Source organism: Pseudomonas sp. ADAK2 TE3594 (assembly GCF_053628675.1).
In genome coordinates, this window is the sequence record NZ_JBRJGV010000001.1 from 3644977 (window position 1) to 3665913 (window position 20937).

Below are 20937 nucleotides of genomic sequence, written 5' to 3' on the forward strand. Positions count from 1 at the left end.
ACCGATGGTCATTGGCTCCGACGTTAACCGTAATTGCCCCACTCCAACTCGACCAGGCAAGCAGGAGATCGATATGAACACCGTTGCTACCATGTCCAGCGCAGGTTCGGATAACGCCGCCCGTTATGCTCAACTTGTCAGATCATCGAAGAAGGCTGAATGGCAGATCGATCGTGATTTGCTACAGGACCGGAGTTTCGACTTCTCGCGCAAATTCTTGCCCGACGGACTGTCGCGGATCGACCGCCTGACCTTTCTCGACGCGGATGAGGCGCGCCTGCTCAGTCAGATTCAGGGCCGAACTTATGCGTATATCTTTGGCTTGGTCGAGCGTTTTATCAGCGCCAAAATGCTCGATCAAGGTCGAGCCCATGTCTTTGACGATCAGCTCGCACTCGAAGCGCTGGTGCGCTTTTCTAACGACGAGATCAAGCACCAGGAGCTGTTCCGGCGCATGGAGACAATGATTGGTTCGCAATTGCCAGCGGGGTATCGTCAAGTTGCCGATCCAAACGATGTGGCGCGCTCGGTACTTGCGGCCAGCACTTGGTCGGTGTTGGCGCTGACCTGTCATATCGAGCTGTTTGTTCAGGCGCACTACGCGCAAAGCATCGCCCCGCGTGAGGAGTTGTGCCCGCTATTCAAGGATGTTTTCAAATTTCACTGGAAGGATGAAAGCCGGCACGTCGTACTCGATGAACTGGAGTGGAAGGCGGAGCACGCGAAACTCTCGCCAGCCGAGCGCGACCAGGCAGTGAATGATCTGATTGCACTGGTGGCGGCCGTCGACGGAATACTGCAGGCACAATCGGCATCCGATGCCGACTACTTTATTCGCAATGTTTCACGGTCATTCAGTGTCGATGAGACCGCGCAAATCAAAGCCTCCGTGCTGAGCGCCTACCGCTGGCAATACATAATCTCGGGCGTGGAGCATCCACACTTTGGCCGGTTGCTTACGCACATGACAACACCCGCACAGATGTCCACGATTCAGACCGCACTGGCACCCATCATGAGCAATTGATCGACTGGCGCGGCCGACCGTGCGTCGGCCGCGCGGCTGCGGGTAGCCGCTTGTTACGGCTTATGAAACGTGTTCCGCTGCCAACAATGACCTGAACTGCGAAACGCTCTCTGAAGATAGTCCGGCAGCTTCGAACGCTGCGCAGGTAAAGCTAACGGGTGCAGGGCCTGGAGCCGTTATGATGCGGTCGGCAACCACAGCTACTTGACTGCTTCGATAAAGTGCGGCGCCTTCATAACCTACGGCATTCTTTTGTAAGAAGTCAGCGCTGTTCGAGGTATGAGAAACCGTGTCGAGAAGCCCCGCCCTCGCAAGTGCCAGCGTTCCCCCACAGATACCGGCAATTGTTGCTCCACTTGAACGACTCGCAAGCAGAAAGTCCCGAATATCCGGTGCATCTGCACGTTCCCAGATCATTCCACCGATGACGACCACAACGTCCGGCTTCCAGTCCAGGCATTGTTCCAAGCTGCTATCCACAGTTACAGCCAATCCACCCTGCGAGCGGAACTGCCCCGTAGTAGAGGCGAAAAACCTGACGTCGATCCCATAAAACGGGGATGCTGTTCCTGCAATAAAAGCGTATTCCCAGTCCGCAAAACCGGGTGTCAGTATCAAGCCCACGCGTGCCATCAGTCAGAATCCTCCATGAAAACGAATAACATAAAGTGACAACAAGTAGATCTCAACGACTGCTTATGTTTTTACACAGCCGCGGTCGACAGCTGCCGGTCATGCGGGCAACCGCCTAGACTGGATTAACTCACTAACCGAAGGACATAAAATGCTCATTGTCTTCAGCGGCCTTCCAGGTACCGGAAAGACGACTATCGCAAGTGACCTTGCCACCAGAACAAGTGCTGTGTATCTGCGGATCGATACGATTGAGCAGGCTATCCGAAATTCCGGTGGTCTGGCACAAGACGTGGGGCGGAGCGGTTACATGGTCGCTAATGAGCTTGCTCTGAGCAATCTTCGTTTTTGGCAGCACGGTCATAGTCGACTGCGTTAACCCAGTAATCGAAAGCCGAAAGGCGTGGAGCGAAATCGCCACACGCTCTGGTGCTCCATTAGTGAATATCCAGGTGGTTTGCTCTGATAAACATGAACATCGGCGACGAGTAGAAACCAGGAAGATTGATATTCCCGGGCTGACGCCACCAACCTGGCAGTCTGTATTGGATCATGAATATGAGGTGTGGGATAACGCCCCGTTTAATATAGACACGGCCCTGACATCTCCAGCGGAGGCAGTGGCAATGATCACCAAACGATTTTTATCCGGGGAGTAGCGTTCGCTAAAGCCCGACGTAGCAAGGTGTGATCAGCAGGCGTGTGGAGCGAATCACAGCCGTACTGAATTGGTGAGCGCTACGTCCCGAACAGGGTCATTCCAAGCGATGGGTGAGAGTAGGAATACTACGATAAGGAAAGCTACCTGGGACAGGTAGAACGGCTCCAGCCACTGTTGCTTCAACGCGACGTAAAAAGTGTTATGGATTACGTCGACCAAAATAATCGCTGCCGTAAGCACGATTCCGGCTCTTGGCTTGATGAAAAGTAGCAATGCTGCAAGCGGGTCAAAAAACGTAAGCGCCCCCCAGAAAATACGGCTGGCCAAGTAAGTGCCAGGCCCGTATCCGTAGTCCCAGAACAAACCATGCGAAACGTCTGCACGGATGTGATTAGCGGTTGCGATCAAAAGGCAGCATGCGAACAAAATTCTGACGGCGAATGACAATTTTGCGGCTATACCGAGCCATGATCTCAGCCCTGAAAGATAAGTCTTAAAGTCGTCAGTTTTCATAATCACCGGGGCTCAGCGAGGCTGAAATCTTGGCCCCGCGACGCCAATATACTGATCCTATTTTTGGCTGAGTGCCGCTATCGATACTCCCGAAGCAACGAAGGTGAGTCCTGCCCCTACGTTCAGGCCATTTACCAGTCGTGGCCTCTGACGCAAAAATCGGGACAGTGCAGTGGCAAATACGCCCATAAGTGCGAATCCCACTGCCGTCAGTGCGGCGAACCATATGCCGTACACCAGCATCTGCACGCTCACTGAGCCGCGTTGTGGGTCGACGAACTGAGGGATGAATGCAAGAACGAAAAACCCGGGCTTCGGATTGAGTGCTGCCGAGAGTAATCCCGTGAGGAAAATGCTCGGCAGTGATTGCCGAGTCGCTGGCTGGAAGCTAATCAGGCTACGAGAGCGCAGGACTTTTATGCCAAGCCAAAGTAGATAACCGGCGCCGATGAGCTTGACGACCCAGAAGGCAACTGCAGACGTCTGCATAAGCAAAGTCAGTCCGAGTGAAGCGGTTGCCACATGAAAGAGAATTCCCGCCCCGGATGCCATGCCCGATACGATAGCGGCTATCCTGCCCTGACTGAGTCCTCGGCCTACGGCCAGCAGATTGTCCGGGCCTGGTGCGAGTACCAATAGCAAGCACGCGGCAGTGTAGGCAAGCCAGATATTGATCGGAAACACGGCATTCTCCTTAAGCTTCACCGAGGCATCCATCCCCACGTAGCGCCAGACTGTGCCCCTACCAGGTTGCAAAGTCAAAACCACTGAATTTGAGAAGATGTATTTGCCCTTATTCACCCATTTCGGGGCGCCTCCCCCAAGAGGTCACCTTCAACACTTTCTATGGAAATGGCTTCAAGCAGCATCTGCTCCAGGATGACAAAAAAACATTTGATGTGAGCCTGTTTCAATGCCTGCGGCCGGGTCACCAGATAGACCTCCATATCTGGAAGCTGGATATCCGGGAACACCCCGATCAGGTCCTTCGCCAGAATACGGGGCAGCACTGCCACGCCCATACCTCGCCTCACCGATTCGAGCTGAGCTGCGAACGAGTTCACGCTGATCTGCGTGCGTTCCAGACCCGCGGCCTTTGCCACACACATTTGCGGCAACATATCCAGCGGAGGAAGCAAGGCAATATTGACCGCAGTGGCCGGAGTCACCCCTGGAAACCGTTTCAGATAACTTGCATCGGCGAAGACACCATAAGCGAGCCTGCCTATGGGGCGATAAATCAACGACGGCTCGCCCAGATGAGCTGTGCGTACGGCAATGTCTGCGACGCCGCGGACGATCTTGTGAAAGTCGGCTGTTATCAGCAACTCCACCGAGCATCGCGGGTGCACAGAGGTGAAGCGACTCGCGGCCTCGAGCACGCAAGACGAGAACCCCTCCCCTGCACTGACCACGACGGTGCCAGATAGCTCTGTGTGTAGCTCGGACATGCCCGTAACGGTTTGACGCCTCAAGCCCGCTTCTGCAGCCAGGGCAACGTCCACGAGGGATTGGCCTCGCGGGGTCAACCAGCACCCTTCAACCCCCCGCTCGACGAGTGGCTCGCCAAGTGCACCTTCAAGTTGGGTCAGCCGTCGCGATACAGTAGATGCGGCGATCCCCAGCAATTGGCCGGCCTGAAGAAAGCTGCCGCGTCGCGAGACTGCCAACAGCAGGCGAAGATCGTCCCAGTTTGCTTGCGAAGCCATGCTTCATATCTTCCCTGATTTGCAAATGTGCAAAGCCATTATGCAGCAGTCGCTGTTTTTCGGCAGAGGCGTCAACGGTATATCTACACGCCCTCGAAACGAATGGAATGGAACGGACTGTATGACTACTGGCCCCAACGACTTTGCGGAACGCGCCGCCAGCGCCTTCAATCGCCGTGATGTGGAAGCGATGCTTACGCTGGTTTGCGAAGACTTCATCTACTTCGATGGGATGGGGATGCAAACCGGTCGCGAATCGATGCGCAAACGAGAAATCGCATTACTCGAAGCGTTCCCCGATGCCCAACTGACCTTCAGCCCATTTGCCGTCAGTGACGATCGTTTGGCACTGACCGCCTTCCTGACCGGCACCTTCACCGCACCATTAGTACTGCCGGACCGGGTGATTCCACCCCATGGCCGCCACATTGCCGTGTACTACGCCGCACACTTCACCTTCAAAGAGGGGCTGGCCATCCGTGAAGAGGTCTTCTTCGACAGTGCGGTGTTGATGTCATTTTTTAGCCGAGCAGGCTGAGGGTTGAGCGATGCACAGCGTATTCGTTACTGGCGCAACCGGCTTGTTGGGCAACAACCTGGTGCGAGAACTGATCGCTCGTGGCTGCGCGGTCAAAGCCCTGGTTCGTTCAATAGCCAAAGGTGAACAGCAGTTCAAGCATTTGCAGGGTGTGGAACTGGTCGTTGGCGACATGGCCGATGTCGACGCGTTCGCAGCGTCGCTGCAAGGCTGCGATACGGTGTTTCACACTGCCGCGTTCTTTCGCGACAACTACAAGGGCGGCAGTCACTGGAAGGAACTCGAAAAGATTAACGTGGAGGGTACGCGGCGCCTGCTTGCACAGGCCTACAACGCCGGTATCCGACGCTTCATCCACACGTCTTCCATCGCCGTGCTCGACGGCGCACCCGGCACGTCAATCGATGAAACTTGCCTGCGGGCCGACGCCGATGCGGATGACTACTACCGCAGCAAGATCCTCGCCGACCGTGTCGTCTTGTCGTTCCTGGAACGCCATCCCGAGATGCATGCCTGCATGGTCCTGCCTGGCTGGATGTGGGGCCCTGCCGACATTGGCCCGACCTCCTCCGGACAGTTGGTTAACGATGTCGTGCGCGGCAAATTGCCCGGATTGATCCCCGGCAGTTTCTCCGTTGTCGATGCCCGCGATGTGGCGTTGGCACAGATTGCCGCAGCCAGACATGGACGGCGCGGTGAGCGCTATCTCGCGGCGGGCCGGCATATGACAATGCGCGAGCTGGTGCCTGTTCTGGGACGTATAGCGGGCGTCAAGACGCCCGTTCGACAACTACCGCTGCCCTTGCTATACACCTTGGCGGCGGTGCAGGAGATCTATGCGCGTATTACCGGCAAGCCCATTCTGCTGAGCATGGCCACGTTGCGCCTGTTGGTACGAGAGAAGGACCGCACCTGTTTCAACCACAGCAAGAGTGAACAAGAGCTTGGCCTGAGTTTCCGGGCGCTGGAGCTGACACTCACTGACACCGTGGCGTGGTACCGCGATCACGATTGGTTTGAGAGTCAAACCTTAAGTTCCCGGAACCGCACTCCTTCCACATTGACCGCACACCTGAACAAGGACGTAAACATACAGTGAGCAGGACAATAATCCTGATGCGTCACGGCCAGCCAAAGCTGGTCGCAACCGACAAAATGTCAGCGCTCGATATGAAAGACTGGATCGAACAATACGACCGGTCCGAAATTACCAACCAACCCGTCCCGGATGCCAGCATGCAGCTCGCCGCAACCGCCACGGTGATTGTCTCAAGCAACGCGCCTCGTGCGCTGACTTCCGTCCAGGCTCTTGGCCTGAAACCCGGCCTCGTCGACGCGCTTTTCCGTGAGGCGCAACTGCCTTATGGTCACTGGAAACTGCCACGGCTATCGCCGTTTACCTGGGCATTTATCCTTCGAGTCTTATGGTTGTGCGGTTACTCACGCAAAGTCGAATCCGTCGGCACTGCGAGGATGCGCGCCAGCACGGCAGCTCAACGACTTCAGTCCCTTGCCAGCGAAGGACCGGTTCTGCTGCTCGGTCATGGCTTTATGAATCGAATGATCGCCAAACAACTGGTGGCAGATGGATGGACTCGGCAAAAACGTAACGGCAGCCAGTATTGGAGTGCAACGGTGTATCAATACGGCGGTGTTTAAGAGGTGCTTCACGATCTTTTTCAACAAACGGAGTCACTTACATGGAAGTCATCAATCAACTACAACCCGCAGAGTGTGAAGGCATGGAGGACATCCGACGCGAAATCGATGCCCTTGATCACGCCGTTATCAAGCTGTTGGGCAAGCGTTTTCAATACGTACTGGCGGCCTCGAAGTTCAAGACCTCAGCGACTTCGGTGCGTGCGCCGGGCCGTTTCAAGGCGATGCTGGCGACACGTCGCGAGTGGGCCGAGACCGAGGGCTTGAGCCCGGATGCCATCGAGAAGATGTACAGCGACCTGGTGAACCACTTCATTGGCGAAGAGATGAAGCACTGGACGGCCCATCAATCCGAAACCTGATTCTGGTGCCTGAAGGGAAGCGACCTTATGAACCCCGTCAGAATTCGTACCCTGCAAAGTACTGACGCTGAGGCGTTGCTGACATTTGAACTGGACAATCGCGAGTGGTTCGAGCGTTTCATTGACGCGCGCGATGCTGCTTTTTACTCGGTGCAGGGCGTCACCGACCACATTGCGACTTATTTATCTGGTTTTGCCGCCGGAACCTGGCACCCATTTGTCATCGAAGATGCTGGCGGAAAAATAGTGGGTCGAGCAAACCTGAAAGGCATCGACATGTCCGAGGGGTCGGCAGAAGTCGGCTACCGGATTGCTCAAAGCGCTTGCGGACAGGGGCTGGCAACGCTGGCGGTGAGGCATCTGATCCAGGAGGCGCAGTTGCATTGGAACCTTAAACAACTGGTTGCCAACGTATACGCTGCAAATATCGGCTCGGCAAAAGTACTCAACCGGTGTGGCTTCTTGATCGAACCGATATCTGGGCAAGAAGGGACAGAGCACGAGTATCGGCTTGGCCTTTTGATTTAGATGAGTGACCGCAAGCTGTGACTTGCTTCGCCCTGCCCGGGCAATGTTCGATCTACACCAGCACGGTCAACCACGCCGACACCAGCAGCAAAAAAGCCAGTGCAGTGTTCATGCGCTTGAACGCGTGTGGCGAACCAAAAGCCCGAGCACTACCCACGCCGAGCAACGCCCACAGGGTCATGCACGGCAAGGAGACCAACAGAAATATCAGCGACAACACCACTAGCCGCAGGGTCTTGTCGCCGCCACTGACAAATACGCTGACCACCGCCACTGCCATCATCCAGACCTTGGGGTTGACCAATTGCAGGGTGGCGGCGCCGAACACACTGAGCCCCTCGTCGTGCGGGGCGGTCGCGTCCAGGGACGGCGGCGCGCTTTGAAAGATCTGCCAGGCCAGCCAAGTCAACCAGAGCACCCCGACCCAGGCCATCGCCTGCTGCACACGCGGAAACCGCAGCAGCGTCTCGCCCACGCCGAGCCCGACTGCAAACACAATCAGCGCCGCCGCCACGCATGCGCCAAAAATGATCGGCAGCGTGGCACCCAGCCCCCGCCGTGAACTGTGGCTCAACACCAGAATATTGGTCGGCCCCGGAGTAATCGAGGCAACGAACGCAAACAGCAGGAAAGGCAGTAACGACTCCATGGCATGGACTCCTTGATCAAGTAGGAAACCATGGTCGCGGGTCAGCGGGATTCAGTCTGGAAGGTTTGAGCAGCGCTTGCGGTAATCCGCGGGTGTGAGCTGGTAGGCACGGCGGAACCAGCGCCCCATATGGCTTTGATCGGCGAACCCGAGGGCACTGGCCACCTGCGCCGGCGACTCGCCCCGCGCCAGCAACTGTCGCGCCTTGGCCAGGCGCAGCTGGATCAAATAAGCATGAGGCGCCAGCCCAAAGGCAGCCTTGAAGGCCCGCGTCAGGCGAAAGCGATCAACACCACAGGCTTGGGCCAGATCATCCAGCCCGATGTCTTCGTAGACATGGGCATGCAAATAGTCACGCGCCACCTGGGCCACCCACGGCAGGCGCGGATCAAAGGCCTGACGCTTGCGCCAATCAAGGTGGCCAGTGAGAGCCCCCAACAAAGTGTCGATGGCGCTCTGGCGCACAATGCGCAAATCGCCCTCATGGAGCGCGTGGAAGGCTTGAAAAATAGCAGTGGCCAGGCGCGGATCCTGGCTCAGGGTGTCGGCAAAACCCGGCTGACTGTTGGCCGGCGCGTGCTCGAACAACGCGTGCAACTCCCGCTCCAGCCAGTGCGGATCGAGGTAGAGCATGGAATAGGTAAAGCCCTCCTCGGTCGGCGCATGCCCATCGTGGATTTCCCCCGGTTCCAGCATGAATACCTTGCCCGGCGTACTGAGATGGCGAACGCGCCGGCAATTGAACTGCTGCACGCCCTGCTCGGTGACCCCCACCAGAAAACTGTCATGCCAGTGCGGATCGTAGGCATGCCCCTGAAAATGGGCACGAATCGATTCAATCCCGGTATCGGCGTCCTGGGACAGCTCAATCCAGTTGCGTCTATCCACGGATAGGCTCCATAGGTCATGGCTCAGCGTTGATCTGTACGGACGACTAAATTACCGAACAATGGAAAAGAACGTTTAGAAGATTTGTGCAGGTTCCTCGGCAAATGCATCCTCATTAACCTTGCGATAGCTACTGATGTCTGCATTCGGTCGATAACTCCCCTCGGTGACAGGCCGCTTCGCAACTCTTCAGTAAGTCCCGTCCCGCACCGACCGTCTGACCTCAGCCTGTATGGCATAAGCCGGTGCCTCCACAGCATTGAAGTCTTGTGTATACCGCTGGGCAAATCCTTCTACCCCCCATTCCTGATACTGCTGCACATGCTTTAGTTCGTGAGCCCAGAGCGCGATGTTCTGTTCTGCGGTTTGAGCGTCCCGGAAGAGGATGATGTCGATCAGCGTCACGGCACCGACATCGGGGTTTTGCAGCATGGCAGTGGCGGCGTTGAATTGGCCGTTGTCGCTAACTTTGTAGTGCGCGGCATCGAGGACGCTGGGGTCGTACCAGCGCTGCAGTTGCTCTCGGATGTGCGCAGGAATGGGTTGGATACCGCCGTTGGCTGCTTCAGCGCGGGCTTGGGTCAGCCACAGCGCCAGGGCAGGTGCCGCGATCTGGTAGATGCCATCAGGCAGCGGACCGAGCACCTGTCCCACGTCTGGCAGGCAGATGCAGCCGTCCAGGCACACTTGTTTCTCGCCTGCTGGGCAGGCGTTGGTCTGGGCTGGCACTTCAAGCGTCAGGCAAAGAACAAACAGCGCCACCAGGCGCGTGGTGATGGGCGGCATTGGGCGCTCCAGGGACGGACGCAGCGCGAACAGTGGGTGACAATTAATCGTCGACGCGCATAGCTTTAGCGTAGTCCTGAACCAAGCGCCCCCAAGAGAATCGCAGTGCTCAAGCCAGTAGCTCGGTAATCCACCGGGCCTGCCGGGTGAGGTCTTGCACCTTCTCTTCCGGCACGGCCTGCCGCGCCCGGGCGAAGTCGGTCAGGGTCTTCTGCTTCTGGCGCAGCATGCGCTGCCACTTGGACAGGAACGCCGGGCTGCGTGCCTGCATCTGCAGCGGGCCGAAGTACAGCTCCTCGGCGGTGTACATCACCGGCTCGGAGCGCTCGGCGACGAGGATTTCGTAGTAGAAACGGTTTTCCCGCAGTACTTCCTCGCAGAGGATGCGGTAGCCATTTTCCATCAGCCATTGGCGCAGAGGCTGCTCGCCGCCATTAGGCTGCAGGATCAGGCGCTCCTGGCCGTTCAGCCGCGCCTTGCCGCTGTCGAGGATGTCGCGGATCGTCTCGCCGCCCATGCCGCAGATGCTGATCGCCGTGATCCCGTCTCCCGGTTCGAGCGCCGCCAGGCCATTGGCCAGGCGCACGATGATCCGCTGGTCCAGGCCGTTCTCGCGCACGGTGCGTTCGGCCGAGCGGAACGGCGTCAATGCCACCTCACCGGCCACCGCCGTCGCGATGGCGCCACGGCGCAGCAACGCCACCGGCAAGTAGCCGTGATCCGAGCCGATATCGGCCAGGCGCGCACCTGCTGGTACATGCGCCGCCACGCGCTCCAGGCGCATGGACAATGTCTGTTCGTTCAACTGCAGTTCCTATTCACCACGAAAGTCCGGCACCTTTGGCATTGGTGCGGGCGGCCCATCATGCTAGGAGAGAGAGGCAGGGTAAAGTGCCGGCATTGGCTCATGCCCCTCTTATGGTTCGTTCGGAAACTCGACGTAAGCGATGACTTTACCGAACGGCGCGCTTGACATACCTATCGGCATACTCACACCTGGGTACCCTGCTATCGGTGTGTTGATGATAGAAACCTGCTCCCCCGGGGCTCGGTTATCCGCAGCGATCAGCAAAAAGTAGGTGCCATCGGCGGGCGCGACGCCGGACGATTCAATTGCCAGAGCATTGGGGCCGACCAAATTATCAGCCACGATATTACCTTGAGCATCGAGCACCACTGCTTTGGGTTTCAGAGCACTTTTCGCAAACCCCACGCACATGTTGTTGCACATTGAGCTGACGTTGATCACGTAAGTCTGGCCCTTGAGCAAACGGAAGTTGAACAGTCGGTAGTTGCCTTGCTGCGTCCCCATGACAATGCGTGGCTCTGCTGGGCTGATCTCCCATCGCACCGGAAACAGGCCACGATTGATCGGTAGTGGAGTGGCCGGTGACTGGCGAATGGCTTCCTGGAATGAATGAGCGATTGGTGTATTGCTGGACTGGACCTGATCTGTGTATTGGCTTTGCGAATTGCTTGAGCAGCCAGTCAGGGACAAGACAACAACAAGTGGTAGTAAGCATTTGAGCATTGGGGGTCGTCCATTGAGTACTACAGCCAGGAGCCGTTAGCCGAATTTAAAATGGCAAACAGTCATTGTCGGCGGCTCTGGCTGAAGCTTGAACGTAAGTAGGTGGAATCGTTGCCCGTCCGCCGGGGAGAGAACAGAGAAGTCTCTTTTGAGACCCGCCCTCCCCCTGCCCTAAAGTTTTTGATTGTTAAGCCGACTTGCAGATGGGCTCGATACTCAGATACCGACGAAAGACCGTCCATGAGTTCCCCCGCACAAACTCGGAGTGCAGTTTCCTCGATATTTCTTGGCCTCCGACTACCACGGGACACTGTCTCGGCCACGCCGCAAATAACGTCAAAACTTCAATTACCCTACAAAGTACGCGCCCGCTATCGCGATGAATTCCGGGGGTGCCAAGGAGCTGTTTGCAGTGAATGTTCTATTTCGCCTGGCGGGCGCCGCCATCGCTGTGACCCTGACGGGTTGTGCCCTGCAAGGCAACGGGATGGCCGATTACTATAAGCGCGAGACTGCCGCGCGCGAGGCGAAAAATCGAGCCATGGCGACCCGGGTACAATCCCGGCCGCTGCCGTTGGATAGCACTTTCAGACTCGCCCAAACTGCCTTGGTGATGGTTGACGTACCGGCTGAAGGCACCGAGCCAGCCACCCAGGCCCGGCTTTTCGCGACCTGCGATTCGTTGACATTAGCCATGGATTATCGAGATGCAAAGAGGTGGAGCAGCCCTTATGTTCTGCCAGCAGACACGGCGCGGAACATCGCTCAGCAGATGTGCCACGCGGTCAGGGACAGCGCTTGGAAGCAGCTTCCCGGTGACAGCGAAGACCTCTTGTTATTGGACCCGGGAACCCTGGTCATCGAGAACTCCCGACGTTCGATCTGGGCGGGCATCGACTTTGGGCGCACCCGTCTGGACGAAAGCGAAGGGAAGCCCTACGGCCGCCAGTTCGAGCGTCTCGAGGTGGACTGTGCTACCCGCCAAGCCAGCACCCGCCTGGTTTATCGTTTAGGCGATCAGGTCTTGCTGCCGCCGCCTGTTCAGCCAATTGACAGTGCATTGGACAAAGAGCAACGCGCCCGGCTGATTGGTGCTGTGTGCGCCGAGCCCGCCAACCTGGCGAAACTCGCCACGCCAGTCACTCGTCAAAAATTACCGCCGGACATGCGTACACCGGAGCTACCGGCGACATTGTTGACACAGGTCAGCGCCCTGCCTCAAGGACAACCGACCCACACGCTCAGCCATTTGCAGTTCACGTACAACGCTAGCTCCCCGCTCGTGCCGCGCGCCGTGGTCAACGACCACCCAATGGACTTGTATCTGCAACCGGGCCCGGCCCGCGGCATATGGCGCGAGCAAGCGACGGGGGCACTGGGCAGCCAGCGTGTGAGCCTGCGCTGGCGCGGGATGATCGAACTTGCCGCGACAAGCAGCACTGAACTCGCGGGCAAAACCACTCAGCAAAGCACTCTCACGAACATCGACTTGGATGGCGATTGGCAAAAGCTCAAACCCGGGAGTGCTATCGCCTACAGCAAACATTTCACTCAGAGCAATGGCAAACCATTCGTGCAGAAATTTGAGTGTTCGGTAGGTGAATCCCTTCCTGCCACACAAACAGTCGCCTCACTGCAAGGCATGGCCCGCAAGGTTACTTGCGTCACCAATAACGCCCTGAAGACAAGTAATGCATACCTCTACCTAGAGGCCTATGACCTGTTCGTGGAAACCGCCGATACTTCAACGCTCATAGTCCAGATCAACACGCTCAGGGCGGCGGAATAACGCATAAAGTTGAGTACATCCATTTCTATTGGGACACGACTGCATAAGGGGCTACTTTGATTCGATTTCAGTCGGTCGTGACAGGCAACAATCGGCTCGATTGCTGCCCTTCGCGACTGGCAGAAAAAAGGATCTTCGCTGCATCTTGCTACTATCGGGCTCCTACCTTTGGCATGACGCAAACATTAGGTTCTTCCATGTTCGACAGAAGCGACTTTGATCAACTCTCCAGTGAGCAACTGACTTTTTGGACAGCGCACAATCATTGCCCCGGCATCTACTACACCGTTTATCCACAAAGCGCCTTCCGAACCCGCTCATCTGAGGAGTGCATCAGGGTAACCAGAGTCCGCAAGCGGCAAGGCGAGAACGGATTAAATTTCTGGCTTTTCGCGGAATGGATCGATTGGCGGCCTGGTGGAGAAAGTTATTTCGCGGGATACGTTTCCGACGCTAAGTTTGAGGAGATCTCGGAAGCTGTTTTCAATCAGATGGTTGCGGATCAGGCGATCGATTTGATCGCTCCGCTCAAACAACCGCTGCATGAGTCGACCGGTTTCGTTGGAGCGCTTTTGATGTACTCAATGAAGACGGAGTTCATCGTTTCGCTGTTCGCGGAATATGAAGATGAGTACATCCATTTCTATTGGGATACGACTGCATGAGCGGTAGCTATGGGTTGTGGATTCAACCGGTCGATGCAACAGATTGGCCAAAAGCAATGGGATGGACTCCTCCTCACTTCGGCATCTTGAGTGCCAGACTGAAAGTGCGAACCACAGTCAACAGTGAGAAGGAGTCCACACATGAAGCTTATGCGAATTGGGGTCGACCTGGCCAAGAACGTGTTTCAGATCCATGGCGTGGATTGTCATGAAAAGCCGATCTGGCGGCAGCGGCTACCACGTGATCGCTGGCTTCAAACGGTGCTGGAAAAGGTCGAACCTGGTTGTGAGATCGGCATGGAGAGTTGCGGTGGGGCCCATCATTGGGCGCGGCAACTCGAAGCTCTCGGATTTCGAGTCAAACTGATCGCCCCTCAGTTCGTTAAACCTTATGTCAAAAGCAACAAGAACGACGCGAACGATGCCGAGGCGATCTGCGAAGCGATGAGCCGTCCCAGCATGCGCTTCGTCGCCATCAAGACGATCGAACAACAGGATATCCAGGCGACGCATCGCATCCGGGCCGGCTTAATCGAACAGCGGACGGCCAAAGCCAATCAGATCCGTGGGCTGGTCGCCGAGTACGGCCTCGTTGCACCGAAGGAATTGCTGATGCTGCGTCGTGCAATACCGTGCTGGCTAGAGGATGTGGATAACGGTTTGACGGCACGCTTTCGTCGTCTGCTGGATGGTTTGTGGGACGACCTTCGTGCGCTGGATGGGCGTGTATGCAAGCTCGACGGCGAGATCACTGCGATCGCGACAAACGAGCCGTCCGCCGTTCGCCTTCAACAGCTGCGCGGTGTTGGTCCAATGATCGCCACAGCGCTCGTCGTCGCTCTCGGTGATGCCCGTCAGTTTGCCAATGGCCGACAGTTTGCCGCCTCGCTGGGACTGACACCGAGGCAACACAGTTCTGGTGGTAAGGATCGACTGCTCGGTATCAGCAAGCGCGGTGATACGTATCTGCGAACATTGATGGTGCATGGCGCACGCTCGGCGCTACGCACAGCCAAATCCAAAGAGGATCGGCTCAGCCAGTGGGCCGTTCGTTTAGCCGAGCGATCGCATCCCAATGTGGCCGCTATTGCACTGGCCAACAAAACTGCACGCATGGCTTGGGCGATGCTGCGTCACGGTACTGATTACCAACCGAATCAGGCAGCGGCCTGATCTATTTACCCGGCGTGTTCTACGAGAGAAACAACTCTTAACCACGATTGCGAAGCAACCTGAACGATGGCAAACCGGTCGAACCGGCGTCGGCAAAACCCTCGAATGTCCAAGTGCGAAAAGCATGAAAAAGCGATCGGGAGCCGGCGCGCGAATAGCCCATCATGGCCCTGCATCAAAACGATGCCGCAGTAAGAGGCCGAATATACGTGTGCAGTCGGCACGGGTGCCAAAGCAACGGGGCTTGCAATGAGGAGGAGTCCATATACGGACATTCAGTTCAAGGTGCCTTGCAGTCCAGCCGCCTAAAGCGTAACCGCATGCTTTCAATCAAGGCTATCGCCAAAACCACGGATCACCTCCAACAATGACTTCACCCGCAGCGGCAGATTCCCGGCCGGGTACACCGCGTGCATCTGCGGGCTCTCACCGCTGCTGGAGGTGAGTTTGTACTCGGGACAGACCCGCAGCAGGCGCCCCGCTTCCACTTCGGGCTCCGCCATCCAGTCCGCCAGCCGGGCGATGCCGAGGCCCGCCAGGGCCGCCTGGAACACCGCCGAACCGGAGTTGAAGCGAAACTTGGGATCAGCCCGAAAGCTGATGGCCTGCGCCTCACGGCGAAAATTCCACTCCTTGAGAATCCGCGGTGCCGTGTGCAGGATCAGCGAGTGCGCCTCCAGCGCTTCGATGGAGTCGGGCGTCCCGCGCCGCTCCAGGTACCCGGGGCTGGCGTACAGGTAACGTGAATAACTCCAGAGTGGAAAGCCGATCAGATCACTGGATTGCGGATACCCGCCACGAATCGAGAAATCCAGTTTGCTCTTGGCCGGGTCGATGGTTTCATCGGTGAAAATCCCATCGACGTTCACGTCTGGATAACGCTCGCTGTACTGCGCGATCAACCGGGGCAATACCCCGTGCCCGAGAAACTCGGGGGCGGAAAAGCGGACCCAGCCGTAGGCCTGGCCGCTGATGCCGGCCAGGTCTTCATCCGCCTCGCGTTGCAGATCCAGCATTTTGTAAGCGTGGGGCAACAAGCGTTCACCCGCCTCGGTCAAGCTCACGGCATTGGAGGAGCGATTGAACAACTTGACCCCGACACTTTCCTCCAGGGCTTGAACAGCGCGGGTCAGCGCGCTGGGGGAGCGCCCCAGTGTACGTGCCGCCGCGACGAAGCTGCGCTTGCGAGCCACCGTTGCGAAGGCTTCAAGTTCCCCCAACATATCCAATGCCATGCGCCACCTCGTTGCACTTTTCACAACGTGGTATTGCAACACATTAAAAGCCCTTCCGTTAACCTTCCTGCTCAAGGACGCAGGCAAGCCGATGCGATGAAACACGTAGAAGCCGCCGGACGCTCCCCCCCCTTCATCGTCAGAGCCTGATTTCATGATCGATATTGTCATCCTTTGCGTGTTCGCCTTCGCCGCTGGCCTGATCGATGCGGCGGTGGGCGGCGGCGGACTGATCCAGATACCTGCGTTGTTCAACGTGCTGCCCACGGCACAACCGGCGGCGCTGCTGGGCACCAACAAGGTCGCGGCAGCCTGCGGCACCGCATTCGCGGCCCGGTCCTTCGTGCGTAAGGTGGTGATCGACTGGGGTCTGGTGATCCCCGCCGCCTGTTCGGCCTTTGTCATGGCCTTCTTCGGAGCGGCCACGGTATCGTCCGTCCCCCAGTCGATGATCCGGCCGGCGGTGCTGGTGTTGATCGTGCTGATGGCGATCTACACCTTCTGGAAAAAAGACTTCGGCGCCCTGCACAAACCCATGCGCATCGGTACCAAGGAGAAACTGCTGGCGATCGTCATCGGCGGTGCCATCGGTTTCTACGACGGACTGTTCGGTCCTGGCACTGGCAGCTTCCTGATTTTCCTGTTTATCCGCTGCTTCGCCTTCGACTTTCTTCATGCCTCGGCGTCGGCCAAGCTGGTGAACATCGCGACCAACGTAGCGGCGCTGATATTCTTCATTCCGACGGGTAACGTGCTCTACCTCATCGCAATCCCCATGGCGGCATTCAACATCCTGGGCGCGCTGACCGGCACGTGGCTGGCGGTTCATAAAGGCGTGCCCTTTGTCCGGACTCTGTTCCTGGTGTTGCTGGTGATCCTGATCGGCAAGCTGTCTTATGACCTGTTCGTGTAAACCTGAAGGAAAACTACATGCATCCCGCGATCTGTAGCAGCTGGCGAAGCCTGCTGCTACAAGGAATGCGTCACGCCTGAAACTGCTTAACTGGCTGGCATTGTGCTTTGTCGTTGAGACGTGTGCTCATGGCGCCGGTTTGCCCGGCATGGACGCGGCACTTGCCCACTACGTTTCAACCATTGCTGGCATCGATAGTCACCATCACGTCAATGAAGTTCTCATAAAAAATCCTCGGCGTAACATCCGCTCCATACCCAACCAATAACACCCCGGAGCACACCATCATGAAACGCCAAATCATCCTCAGTATCGCTTTCTCGGTTTTTGCAGTTAACGCTTTTGCCACGTCTTCTACTCACCCGGTTGTCGCTGAAGGCGGCTCGGATCGTCTGATTGAAAGTCGCGTCGCTGAAGGTGGTTCGGATCGTCTGATCGAGAATCGCGTCGCTGAAGGTGGTTCGGATCGTCTGATCGAGAACCGCGTTGCCGAAGGTGGTTCGGATCGTCTGATCGAGAACCGCGTCGCTGAAGGTGGTTCGGATCGTTTGATCGAGAACCGCGTTGCTGAAGGTGGTTCGGATCGTCTGATCGAGAACCGCGTCGCTGAAGGTGGTTCGGATCGTTTGATCGAGAACCGCGTCGCTGAAGGTGGTTCGGATCGTTTGATCGAGAACCGCGTCGCTGAAGGTGGTTCGGATCGCCTGATCGAGAATCGCGTCGCTGAAGGTGGTTCGGATCGCCTGATCGAGAATCGCGTCGCTGAAGGTGGTTCGGATCGTTTGATTCAGAATCGTGCGGCATGAATGAGTGGCTTTTTCGCAACACTCAACCAAAAAACCCGGCCTCATCAGCCGGGTTTTTTCATGCGTTTTTAGTGCCCGACGGGATCATCAAAGATGGGTCAGCGCTGATACTCGAGCATCGCTAACCTGTCTTCACAGTGACATTCTTTTTGATCTAAATAACAATTCTGTTCTTACAGCAGCGACGTCATTTAGTGTTTGGACATAAGGCCATGAAGAACGCCCAACCTTAAGCCCGGTTCGGAAGGACTCATGTGCGAGATGCCGAATACCTTGAACGCCGCCAACATGAGCACCAGGCCACCGGGCAAGATATTCAGCCGATGGGGTGGCAAGCCCGCCAATTTGAGTTGTTTAACATGCCCCACTTCCAGCAGACGCAACGATAAGCGCAACAGACCGCCGTAGGTGATACCGCTTTGACCATCGTCATTCAAGCCATTGGCCTTGAGCACTTTGGCCAGCATCCGTGCAGTACCTGAAGAGCCAATAGTCTGCTGCCAACCCAGCGCGCGATAACGACGGGTAACTTTTTCAAACTGCAGAGTGGCCACGCGCTCGGCCTCCAGGAGCGCCTTCGCCGATATGCAGCCGCCCTGAAAATAACGCGCGCCAAAAGTGCCGCTGCCAATGGCAATGCTCTCGGTCAAGAGAGGCTGAGTGCCCTGCCCCAGAATCAATTCAGTAGAGCCGCCGCCGATATCCACGACCAGACGCATAGTTTCAGTACTGGGTATCGTATGGGCAACACCGGCGTACACCAGTTGCGCCTCTTCATGCCCAGAGATGACATCTATACGAAAGCCCAGGTGCCGCTCCGCGCTGGCCAGAAACAGTTGGGCATTATCGGCTTCGCGGACGGCACTGGTCGCCACTGCCCGCACGCGACCGGCCTCAAAGCCGCGCAGTTTTTTGCCAAATCGCGCGAGCGCTTGCCATCCCCGATCCAGCGCCAGCTCGTCCAGCGCCCCTCCCTGAAACCCTTCCGCCAAACGGACAGGCTCGCGCAAGGTTTTCACTTCCTGGATCATGAACCCCTGATTGCGCCTGACCGACTGGCCGATCATCATGCGAAACGCATTGGACCCCAAGTCAATGGCCGCAAACAGGGAGGCGTCTCCTTTCATAGAGGGGTTCCTGGCAAATTCATCAGCCCGCAGACGGAGTTCCGTCTGAGCGCTCAAGACGGTTTGCGAGGAGCTTGCCATTCGTTCGATGACATCATGATGACACCCTCAAACCTTTTCGAAAGAACAGACACCGGGCAAACCTGCCTGGGTAACCGTAGCGTTCCGCCGCCTTGACGCTGCCAGGCCTCGCCACTGAATCATCAAGAACGACCGTCCGTAACTCTGCCCCGGCTGCCTCGAACCCTTCGCTATTCTTAACCACACACCACCGCTGGCACGGCTGAACGCCCGGCTTGCGGCATCATCGTCAGGAGTAAGGATCCGGGTAAGGAGCACGCCACCTCAACAGAGTATCGAATAATGAAAATGCTACTGATGGTCGAGTTTCCCCATGAGCCTTTCAACGCGCTTGTCAGGTCGGGGAAAGTCGGCGAAGTCATGAACCGCGTCCTGGAAACCATTAAGCCGGAGGCGGCTTATTTCACTGAGCAGGATGGAATGCGAAGTGGGATTTTTCTGATCGATATAGAAGACCCTTCCGAAATTCCCGGATATGCGGAACCCTTCTTTCTCAACTTTCAGGCCAACTGCAAACTGCGTGTGGTCATGAGCCCGCAGGAACTGCAAAACGCCGGTCTGGAGGAGCTCGGTAAAGCCTGGGCGTGAGGTGCGATCAATGAGAGGGAAACCTGTGGCGAGGGAGCTTGCTCCCGCTTGAGTGCGTAGCACTCACAAAAATCGGCAATTGCTGTCGGATTTTTGGGGCCGCTACGCAGCCCCGCGCGAGCAAGCTCGCTCGCCACAAGCGTGCTCGCCACAAAGGCAGAGCCTGTCGCTTACTGAACGGTTTTCAGCTTGACCACATCACCGGAGATTGTGGTGGTGTAACCGGTCAGGACCCAAGCCCAGAACCAGTTTTCCTGCACCTGGGTATTGATCATCGCGTCGCCGCCCTTGGCCTTGATCGCGGCGTTCTGAGCGCGGATGAAACGGTTGTTCTGCTGGATCGGGATGACGCCGAAGAGCAGGAGGCCAGTGGCGGTCGCCTCACTGTGGCCGACAACGGTGTACTGGTTGCTGTCGTACTGCTGAGTCTTCATCGGGGTGCCGGTGCAACCCGCCAGAACCAGACCGAACAGGGCTACGGCAACAACTTTGCTGAGATAATTCACTGAGTCACTCCATTAGAAATGCCCGGGATCCGTCTCTCGGGCGGTGCATACTTTAACGGACGAAGTGGCTCATTGATATCACCTATGCTGGCTTTATGCAGCACTGCAAAAACAGGTTGATGAGGCATCGATTATTGCGGCTGAAATGTCTGAAGGTAGGCCAACAGATTTTCGATCTTCTCCGGATCGCTGAGCCCCCAGAAAATCATCCGGGTTCCGGGGACCACTTCTTTTGGCGCTTCGATGTAGGCGGTAAGTGTTTCGCGAGTCCAGATGAGGCCTGATGATTTCATCGCGGTTGAGTACTGGTAGTCCGTCGTGCTTCCCGCAGGACGCCCGAAGATGCCATTGAGTTGCGGACCAAAAGAACCCCGTGCCGAAGTCCCTACTTGATGACAGCCGCCGCAGATGCGGTTAAACAGTTTCTGACCGGCTTCAGCATCCCCCGCCGCTTCTGCTTGCATGCTGAATAATCCGGTATTGAGCATCAAGGCGAAGGTAAGGACGGCGGCGTTTTTCATGTGGTGCTCCAAATCAGGTGTTGCTGACAGCAAAAACGGGCGGCTATTT

The 20937-nt window shown here is 57.0% G+C and carries 25 protein-coding genes and 1 pseudogene; 13 read left to right on the forward strand and 13 right to left on the reverse strand.

The annotated features are described in order from the left end of the window. Window positions 1–73 precede the first annotated feature (73 nt). Window positions 74–1027 carry a diiron oxygenase gene (locus AB7M22_RS16070; protein WP_454187061.1) on the forward strand — a complete coding sequence of 318 codons (954 nt, stop codon included), beginning with the start codon at window positions 74–76 and terminating at the stop codon, window positions 1025–1027. 60 nt (window positions 1028–1087) lie between these two features. On the opposite strand, the gene AB7M22_RS16075 is transcribed toward AB7M22_RS16070, so the two are convergent. Then, on the reverse strand, window positions 1088–1660 hold the full coding sequence (locus AB7M22_RS16075; protein ID WP_454187062.1) for a DJ-1/PfpI family protein: 573 nt from the start codon (window positions 1658–1660) through the stop codon (window positions 1088–1090). Window positions 1661–1811: 151 nt separating this feature from the next. Between AB7M22_RS16075 and AB7M22_RS16080 the strand changes: the two are divergent. Next, a pseudogene (locus AB7M22_RS16080) lies at window positions 1812–2319 on the forward strand (AAA family ATPase). A gap of 53 nt (window positions 2320–2372) precedes the next feature. Here the strand turns inward: AB7M22_RS16080 and AB7M22_RS16085 are convergent. The 3 genes from AB7M22_RS16085 to AB7M22_RS16095 all read right to left on the reverse strand — a co-directional run bounded on the left by AB7M22_RS16085 (window position 2373) and on the right by AB7M22_RS16095 (window position 4543). After that, window positions 2373–2834, reverse strand: a complete 462-nt coding sequence (locus AB7M22_RS16085) for a hypothetical protein (RefSeq protein WP_454187063.1) — start codon at window positions 2832–2834, stop codon at window positions 2373–2375. Between the two features lie 57 nt (window positions 2835–2891). After that, window positions 2892–3551 (reverse strand): LysE family translocator, encoded by a 660-nt coding sequence (locus tag AB7M22_RS16090; protein WP_454188825.1) that lies wholly within the window; start codon window positions 3549–3551, stop codon window positions 2892–2894. An 80-nt stretch (window positions 3552–3631) separates the two neighbouring features. Beyond that, a complete protein-coding gene (locus tag AB7M22_RS16095) occupies window positions 3632–4543 on the reverse strand; it encodes a LysR family transcriptional regulator (protein ID WP_454187064.1) in 912 nt (303 codons plus the stop codon). A gap of 121 nt (window positions 4544–4664) precedes the next feature. On the opposite strand from AB7M22_RS16095, the gene AB7M22_RS16100 reads away from it, so the two are divergent. From AB7M22_RS16100 to AB7M22_RS16120, 5 genes are read left to right on the forward strand one after another with little or no spacing between them, the layout of a single operon-like run. After that, entirely contained in the window at window positions 4665–5081 is a 417-nt protein-coding gene (locus tag AB7M22_RS16100; RefSeq protein WP_454187065.1) for an ester cyclase, read from the forward strand. Between the two features lie 10 nt (window positions 5082–5091). After that, complete coding sequence (locus tag AB7M22_RS16105) at window positions 5092–6180, forward strand: SDR family oxidoreductase (protein ID WP_454187066.1); 1089 nt, start codon at window positions 5092–5094, stop codon at window positions 6178–6180. A 17-nt stretch (window positions 6181–6197) separates the two neighbouring features. Next, entirely contained in the window at window positions 6198–6740 is a 543-nt protein-coding gene (locus tag AB7M22_RS16110) for a histidine phosphatase family protein (RefSeq protein ID WP_454187067.1), read from the forward strand. A 41-nt stretch (window positions 6741–6781) separates the two neighbouring features. Then, window positions 6782–7102 (forward strand): isochorismate lyase, encoded by a 321-nt coding sequence (locus AB7M22_RS16115; protein ID WP_454187068.1) that lies wholly within the window; start codon window positions 6782–6784, stop codon window positions 7100–7102. Between the two features lie 27 nt (window positions 7103–7129). After that, window positions 7130–7630 carry a GNAT family N-acetyltransferase gene (locus AB7M22_RS16120; RefSeq protein ID WP_454187069.1) on the forward strand — a complete coding sequence of 167 codons (501 nt, stop codon included), beginning with the start codon at window positions 7130–7132 and terminating at the stop codon, window positions 7628–7630. A 52-nt stretch (window positions 7631–7682) separates the two neighbouring features. Here the strand turns inward: AB7M22_RS16120 and AB7M22_RS16125 are convergent, their stop codons facing one another. From AB7M22_RS16125 to AB7M22_RS16145, 5 genes are all read right to left on the reverse strand, one after another. Beyond that, window positions 7683–8279, reverse strand: coding sequence for a LysE family translocator (locus AB7M22_RS16125; RefSeq protein ID WP_454187070.1), 597 nt, complete (start codon window positions 8277–8279; stop codon window positions 7683–7685). A 51-nt stretch (window positions 8280–8330) separates the two neighbouring features. Further along, window positions 8331–9167: an AraC family transcriptional regulator gene (locus tag AB7M22_RS16130; RefSeq protein WP_007905734.1), complete on the reverse strand. Its 837-nt coding sequence runs from the start codon at window positions 9165–9167 to the stop codon at window positions 8331–8333. Between the two features lie 189 nt (window positions 9168–9356). Continuing rightward, a complete protein-coding gene (locus AB7M22_RS16135) occupies window positions 9357–9953 on the reverse strand; it encodes an eCIS core domain-containing protein (RefSeq protein WP_454187071.1) in 597 nt (198 codons plus the stop codon). A gap of 109 nt (window positions 9954–10062) precedes the next feature. Continuing rightward, window positions 10063–10758 (reverse strand): tRNA (adenine(22)-N(1))-methyltransferase, encoded by a 696-nt coding sequence (locus tag AB7M22_RS16140; RefSeq protein ID WP_454187072.1) that lies wholly within the window; start codon window positions 10756–10758, stop codon window positions 10063–10065. A 111-nt stretch (window positions 10759–10869) separates the two neighbouring features. Beyond that, entirely contained in the window at window positions 10870–11484 is a 615-nt protein-coding gene (locus tag AB7M22_RS16145) for a hypothetical protein (protein WP_454187073.1), read from the reverse strand. 412 nt (window positions 11485–11896) lie between these two features. Between AB7M22_RS16145 and AB7M22_RS16150 the strand changes: the two genes are divergently transcribed. The 3 genes from AB7M22_RS16150 (at window position 11897) to AB7M22_RS16160 (ending at window position 15111) form a co-directional block, all read left to right on the forward strand. Next, the gene (locus AB7M22_RS16150) at window positions 11897–13273 is read left to right on the forward strand and encodes a hypothetical protein (protein WP_454187074.1); all 1377 of its coding nucleotides are present in this window, start codon (window positions 11897–11899) and stop codon (window positions 13271–13273) included. A 197-nt stretch (window positions 13274–13470) separates the two neighbouring features. Beyond that, on the forward strand, window positions 13471–13938 hold the full coding sequence (locus tag AB7M22_RS16155; protein ID WP_454187075.1) for a hypothetical protein: 468 nt from the start codon (window positions 13471–13473) through the stop codon (window positions 13936–13938). 141 nt (window positions 13939–14079) lie between these two features. Further along, complete coding sequence (locus AB7M22_RS16160; protein WP_454187076.1) at window positions 14080–15111, forward strand: IS110 family transposase; 1032 nt, start codon at window positions 14080–14082, stop codon at window positions 15109–15111. Between the two features lie 326 nt (window positions 15112–15437). Here AB7M22_RS16160 and AB7M22_RS16165 read toward each other — a convergent pair whose 3' ends face one another. Beyond that, the gene (locus AB7M22_RS16165; protein WP_454187077.1) at window positions 15438–16346 is read right to left on the reverse strand and encodes a LysR substrate-binding domain-containing protein; all 909 of its coding nucleotides are present in this window, start codon (window positions 16344–16346) and stop codon (window positions 15438–15440) included. Between the two features lie 154 nt (window positions 16347–16500). Between AB7M22_RS16165 and AB7M22_RS16170 the strand changes: the two genes are divergently transcribed. Continuing rightward, window positions 16501–17259: a sulfite exporter TauE/SafE family protein gene (locus tag AB7M22_RS16170; RefSeq protein ID WP_454187078.1), complete on the forward strand. Its 759-nt coding sequence runs from the start codon at window positions 16501–16503 to the stop codon at window positions 17257–17259. A gap of 287 nt (window positions 17260–17546) precedes the next feature. Then, entirely contained in the window at window positions 17547–18065 is a 519-nt protein-coding gene (locus tag AB7M22_RS16175) for a phage infection protein (RefSeq protein WP_454187079.1), read from the forward strand. A gap of 191 nt (window positions 18066–18256) precedes the next feature. On the opposite strand, the gene AB7M22_RS16180 is transcribed toward AB7M22_RS16175, so the two are convergent. Continuing rightward, window positions 18257–19192 carry a Ppx/GppA phosphatase family protein gene (locus AB7M22_RS16180; protein ID WP_454187080.1) on the reverse strand — a complete coding sequence of 312 codons (936 nt, stop codon included), beginning with the start codon at window positions 19190–19192 and terminating at the stop codon, window positions 18257–18259. A 363-nt stretch (window positions 19193–19555) separates the two neighbouring features. Between AB7M22_RS16180 and AB7M22_RS16185 the strand changes: the two genes are divergently transcribed. Next, the gene (locus tag AB7M22_RS16185; RefSeq protein WP_454187082.1) at window positions 19556–19861 is read left to right on the forward strand and encodes a panthothenate synthetase; all 306 of its coding nucleotides are present in this window, start codon (window positions 19556–19558) and stop codon (window positions 19859–19861) included. A gap of 170 nt (window positions 19862–20031) precedes the next feature. Here the strand turns inward: AB7M22_RS16185 and AB7M22_RS16190 are convergent, their stop codons facing one another. Together AB7M22_RS16190 and AB7M22_RS16195 are read right to left on the reverse strand one after the other, a co-directional pair. Next, complete coding sequence (locus AB7M22_RS16190) at window positions 20032–20367, reverse strand: hypothetical protein (protein ID WP_008008496.1); 336 nt, start codon at window positions 20365–20367, stop codon at window positions 20032–20034. 131 nt (window positions 20368–20498) lie between these two features. Then, window positions 20499–20888, reverse strand: coding sequence for a c-type cytochrome (locus AB7M22_RS16195; protein ID WP_454187083.1), 390 nt, complete (start codon window positions 20886–20888; stop codon window positions 20499–20501). Window positions 20889–20937 lie beyond the last annotated feature (49 nt).

What these genes read in the sequence shown, in the direction of transcription:
- AB7M22_RS16135 (WP_454187071.1), bottom strand. Translation starts at nt 9,953, where the DNA reads ATGCCGCCCATCACCACGCGCCTGGTGGCGCTGTTTGTTCTTTGCCTG.
- AB7M22_RS16085 (WP_454187063.1), bottom strand. Translation starts at nt 2,834, where the DNA reads ATGAAAACTGACGACTTTAAGACTTATCTTTCAGGGCTGAGATCATGG.
- AB7M22_RS16070 (WP_454187061.1), top strand. Translation starts at nt 74, where the DNA reads ATGAACACCGTTGCTACCATGTCCAGCGCAGGTTCGGATAACGCCGCC.
- AB7M22_RS16170 (WP_454187078.1), top strand. Translation starts at nt 16,501, where the DNA reads ATGATCGATATTGTCATCCTTTGCGTGTTCGCCTTCGCCGCTGGCCTG.
- AB7M22_RS16175 (WP_454187079.1), top strand. Translation starts at nt 17,547, where the DNA reads ATGAAACGCCAAATCATCCTCAGTATCGCTTTCTCGGTTTTTGCAGTT.
- AB7M22_RS16120 (WP_454187069.1), top strand. Translation starts at nt 7,130, where the DNA reads ATGAACCCCGTCAGAATTCGTACCCTGCAAAGTACTGACGCTGAGGCG.
- AB7M22_RS16075 (WP_454187062.1), bottom strand. Translation starts at nt 1,660, where the DNA reads ATGGCACGCGTGGGCTTGATACTGACACCCGGTTTTGCGGACTGGGAA.
- AB7M22_RS16155 (WP_454187075.1), top strand. Translation starts at nt 13,471, where the DNA reads ATGTTCGACAGAAGCGACTTTGATCAACTCTCCAGTGAGCAACTGACT.
- AB7M22_RS16105 (WP_454187066.1), top strand. Translation starts at nt 5,092, where the DNA reads ATGCACAGCGTATTCGTTACTGGCGCAACCGGCTTGTTGGGCAACAAC.
- AB7M22_RS16095 (WP_454187064.1), bottom strand. Translation starts at nt 4,543, where the DNA reads ATGGCTTCGCAAGCAAACTGGGACGATCTTCGCCTGCTGTTGGCAGTC.
- AB7M22_RS16160 (WP_454187076.1), top strand. Translation starts at nt 14,080, where the DNA reads ATGAAGCTTATGCGAATTGGGGTCGACCTGGCCAAGAACGTGTTTCAG.
- AB7M22_RS16110 (WP_454187067.1), top strand. Translation starts at nt 6,198, where the DNA reads ATGCGTCACGGCCAGCCAAAGCTGGTCGCAACCGACAAAATGTCAGCG.
- AB7M22_RS16165 (WP_454187077.1), bottom strand. Translation starts at nt 16,346, where the DNA reads ATGGCATTGGATATGTTGGGGGAACTTGAAGCCTTCGCAACGGTGGCT.
- AB7M22_RS16180 (WP_454187080.1), bottom strand. Translation starts at nt 19,192, where the DNA reads ATGAAAGGAGACGCCTCCCTGTTTGCGGCCATTGACTTGGGGTCCAAT.
- AB7M22_RS16145 (WP_454187073.1), bottom strand. Translation starts at nt 11,484, where the DNA reads ATGCTCAAATGCTTACTACCACTTGTTGTTGTCTTGTCCCTGACTGGC.
- AB7M22_RS16125 (WP_454187070.1), bottom strand. Translation starts at nt 8,279, where the DNA reads ATGGAGTCGTTACTGCCTTTCCTGCTGTTTGCGTTCGTTGCCTCGATT.
- AB7M22_RS16115 (WP_454187068.1), top strand. Translation starts at nt 6,782, where the DNA reads ATGGAAGTCATCAATCAACTACAACCCGCAGAGTGTGAAGGCATGGAG.
- AB7M22_RS16100 (WP_454187065.1), top strand. Translation starts at nt 4,665, where the DNA reads ATGACTACTGGCCCCAACGACTTTGCGGAACGCGCCGCCAGCGCCTTC.
- AB7M22_RS16185 (WP_454187082.1), top strand. Translation starts at nt 19,556, where the DNA reads ATGAAAATGCTACTGATGGTCGAGTTTCCCCATGAGCCTTTCAACGCG.
- AB7M22_RS16090 (WP_454188825.1), bottom strand. Translation starts at nt 3,551, where the DNA reads ATGGATGCCTCGGTGAAGCTTAAGGAGAATGCCGTGTTTCCGATCAAT.
- AB7M22_RS16195 (WP_454187083.1), bottom strand. Translation starts at nt 20,888, where the DNA reads ATGAAAAACGCCGCCGTCCTTACCTTCGCCTTGATGCTCAATACCGGA.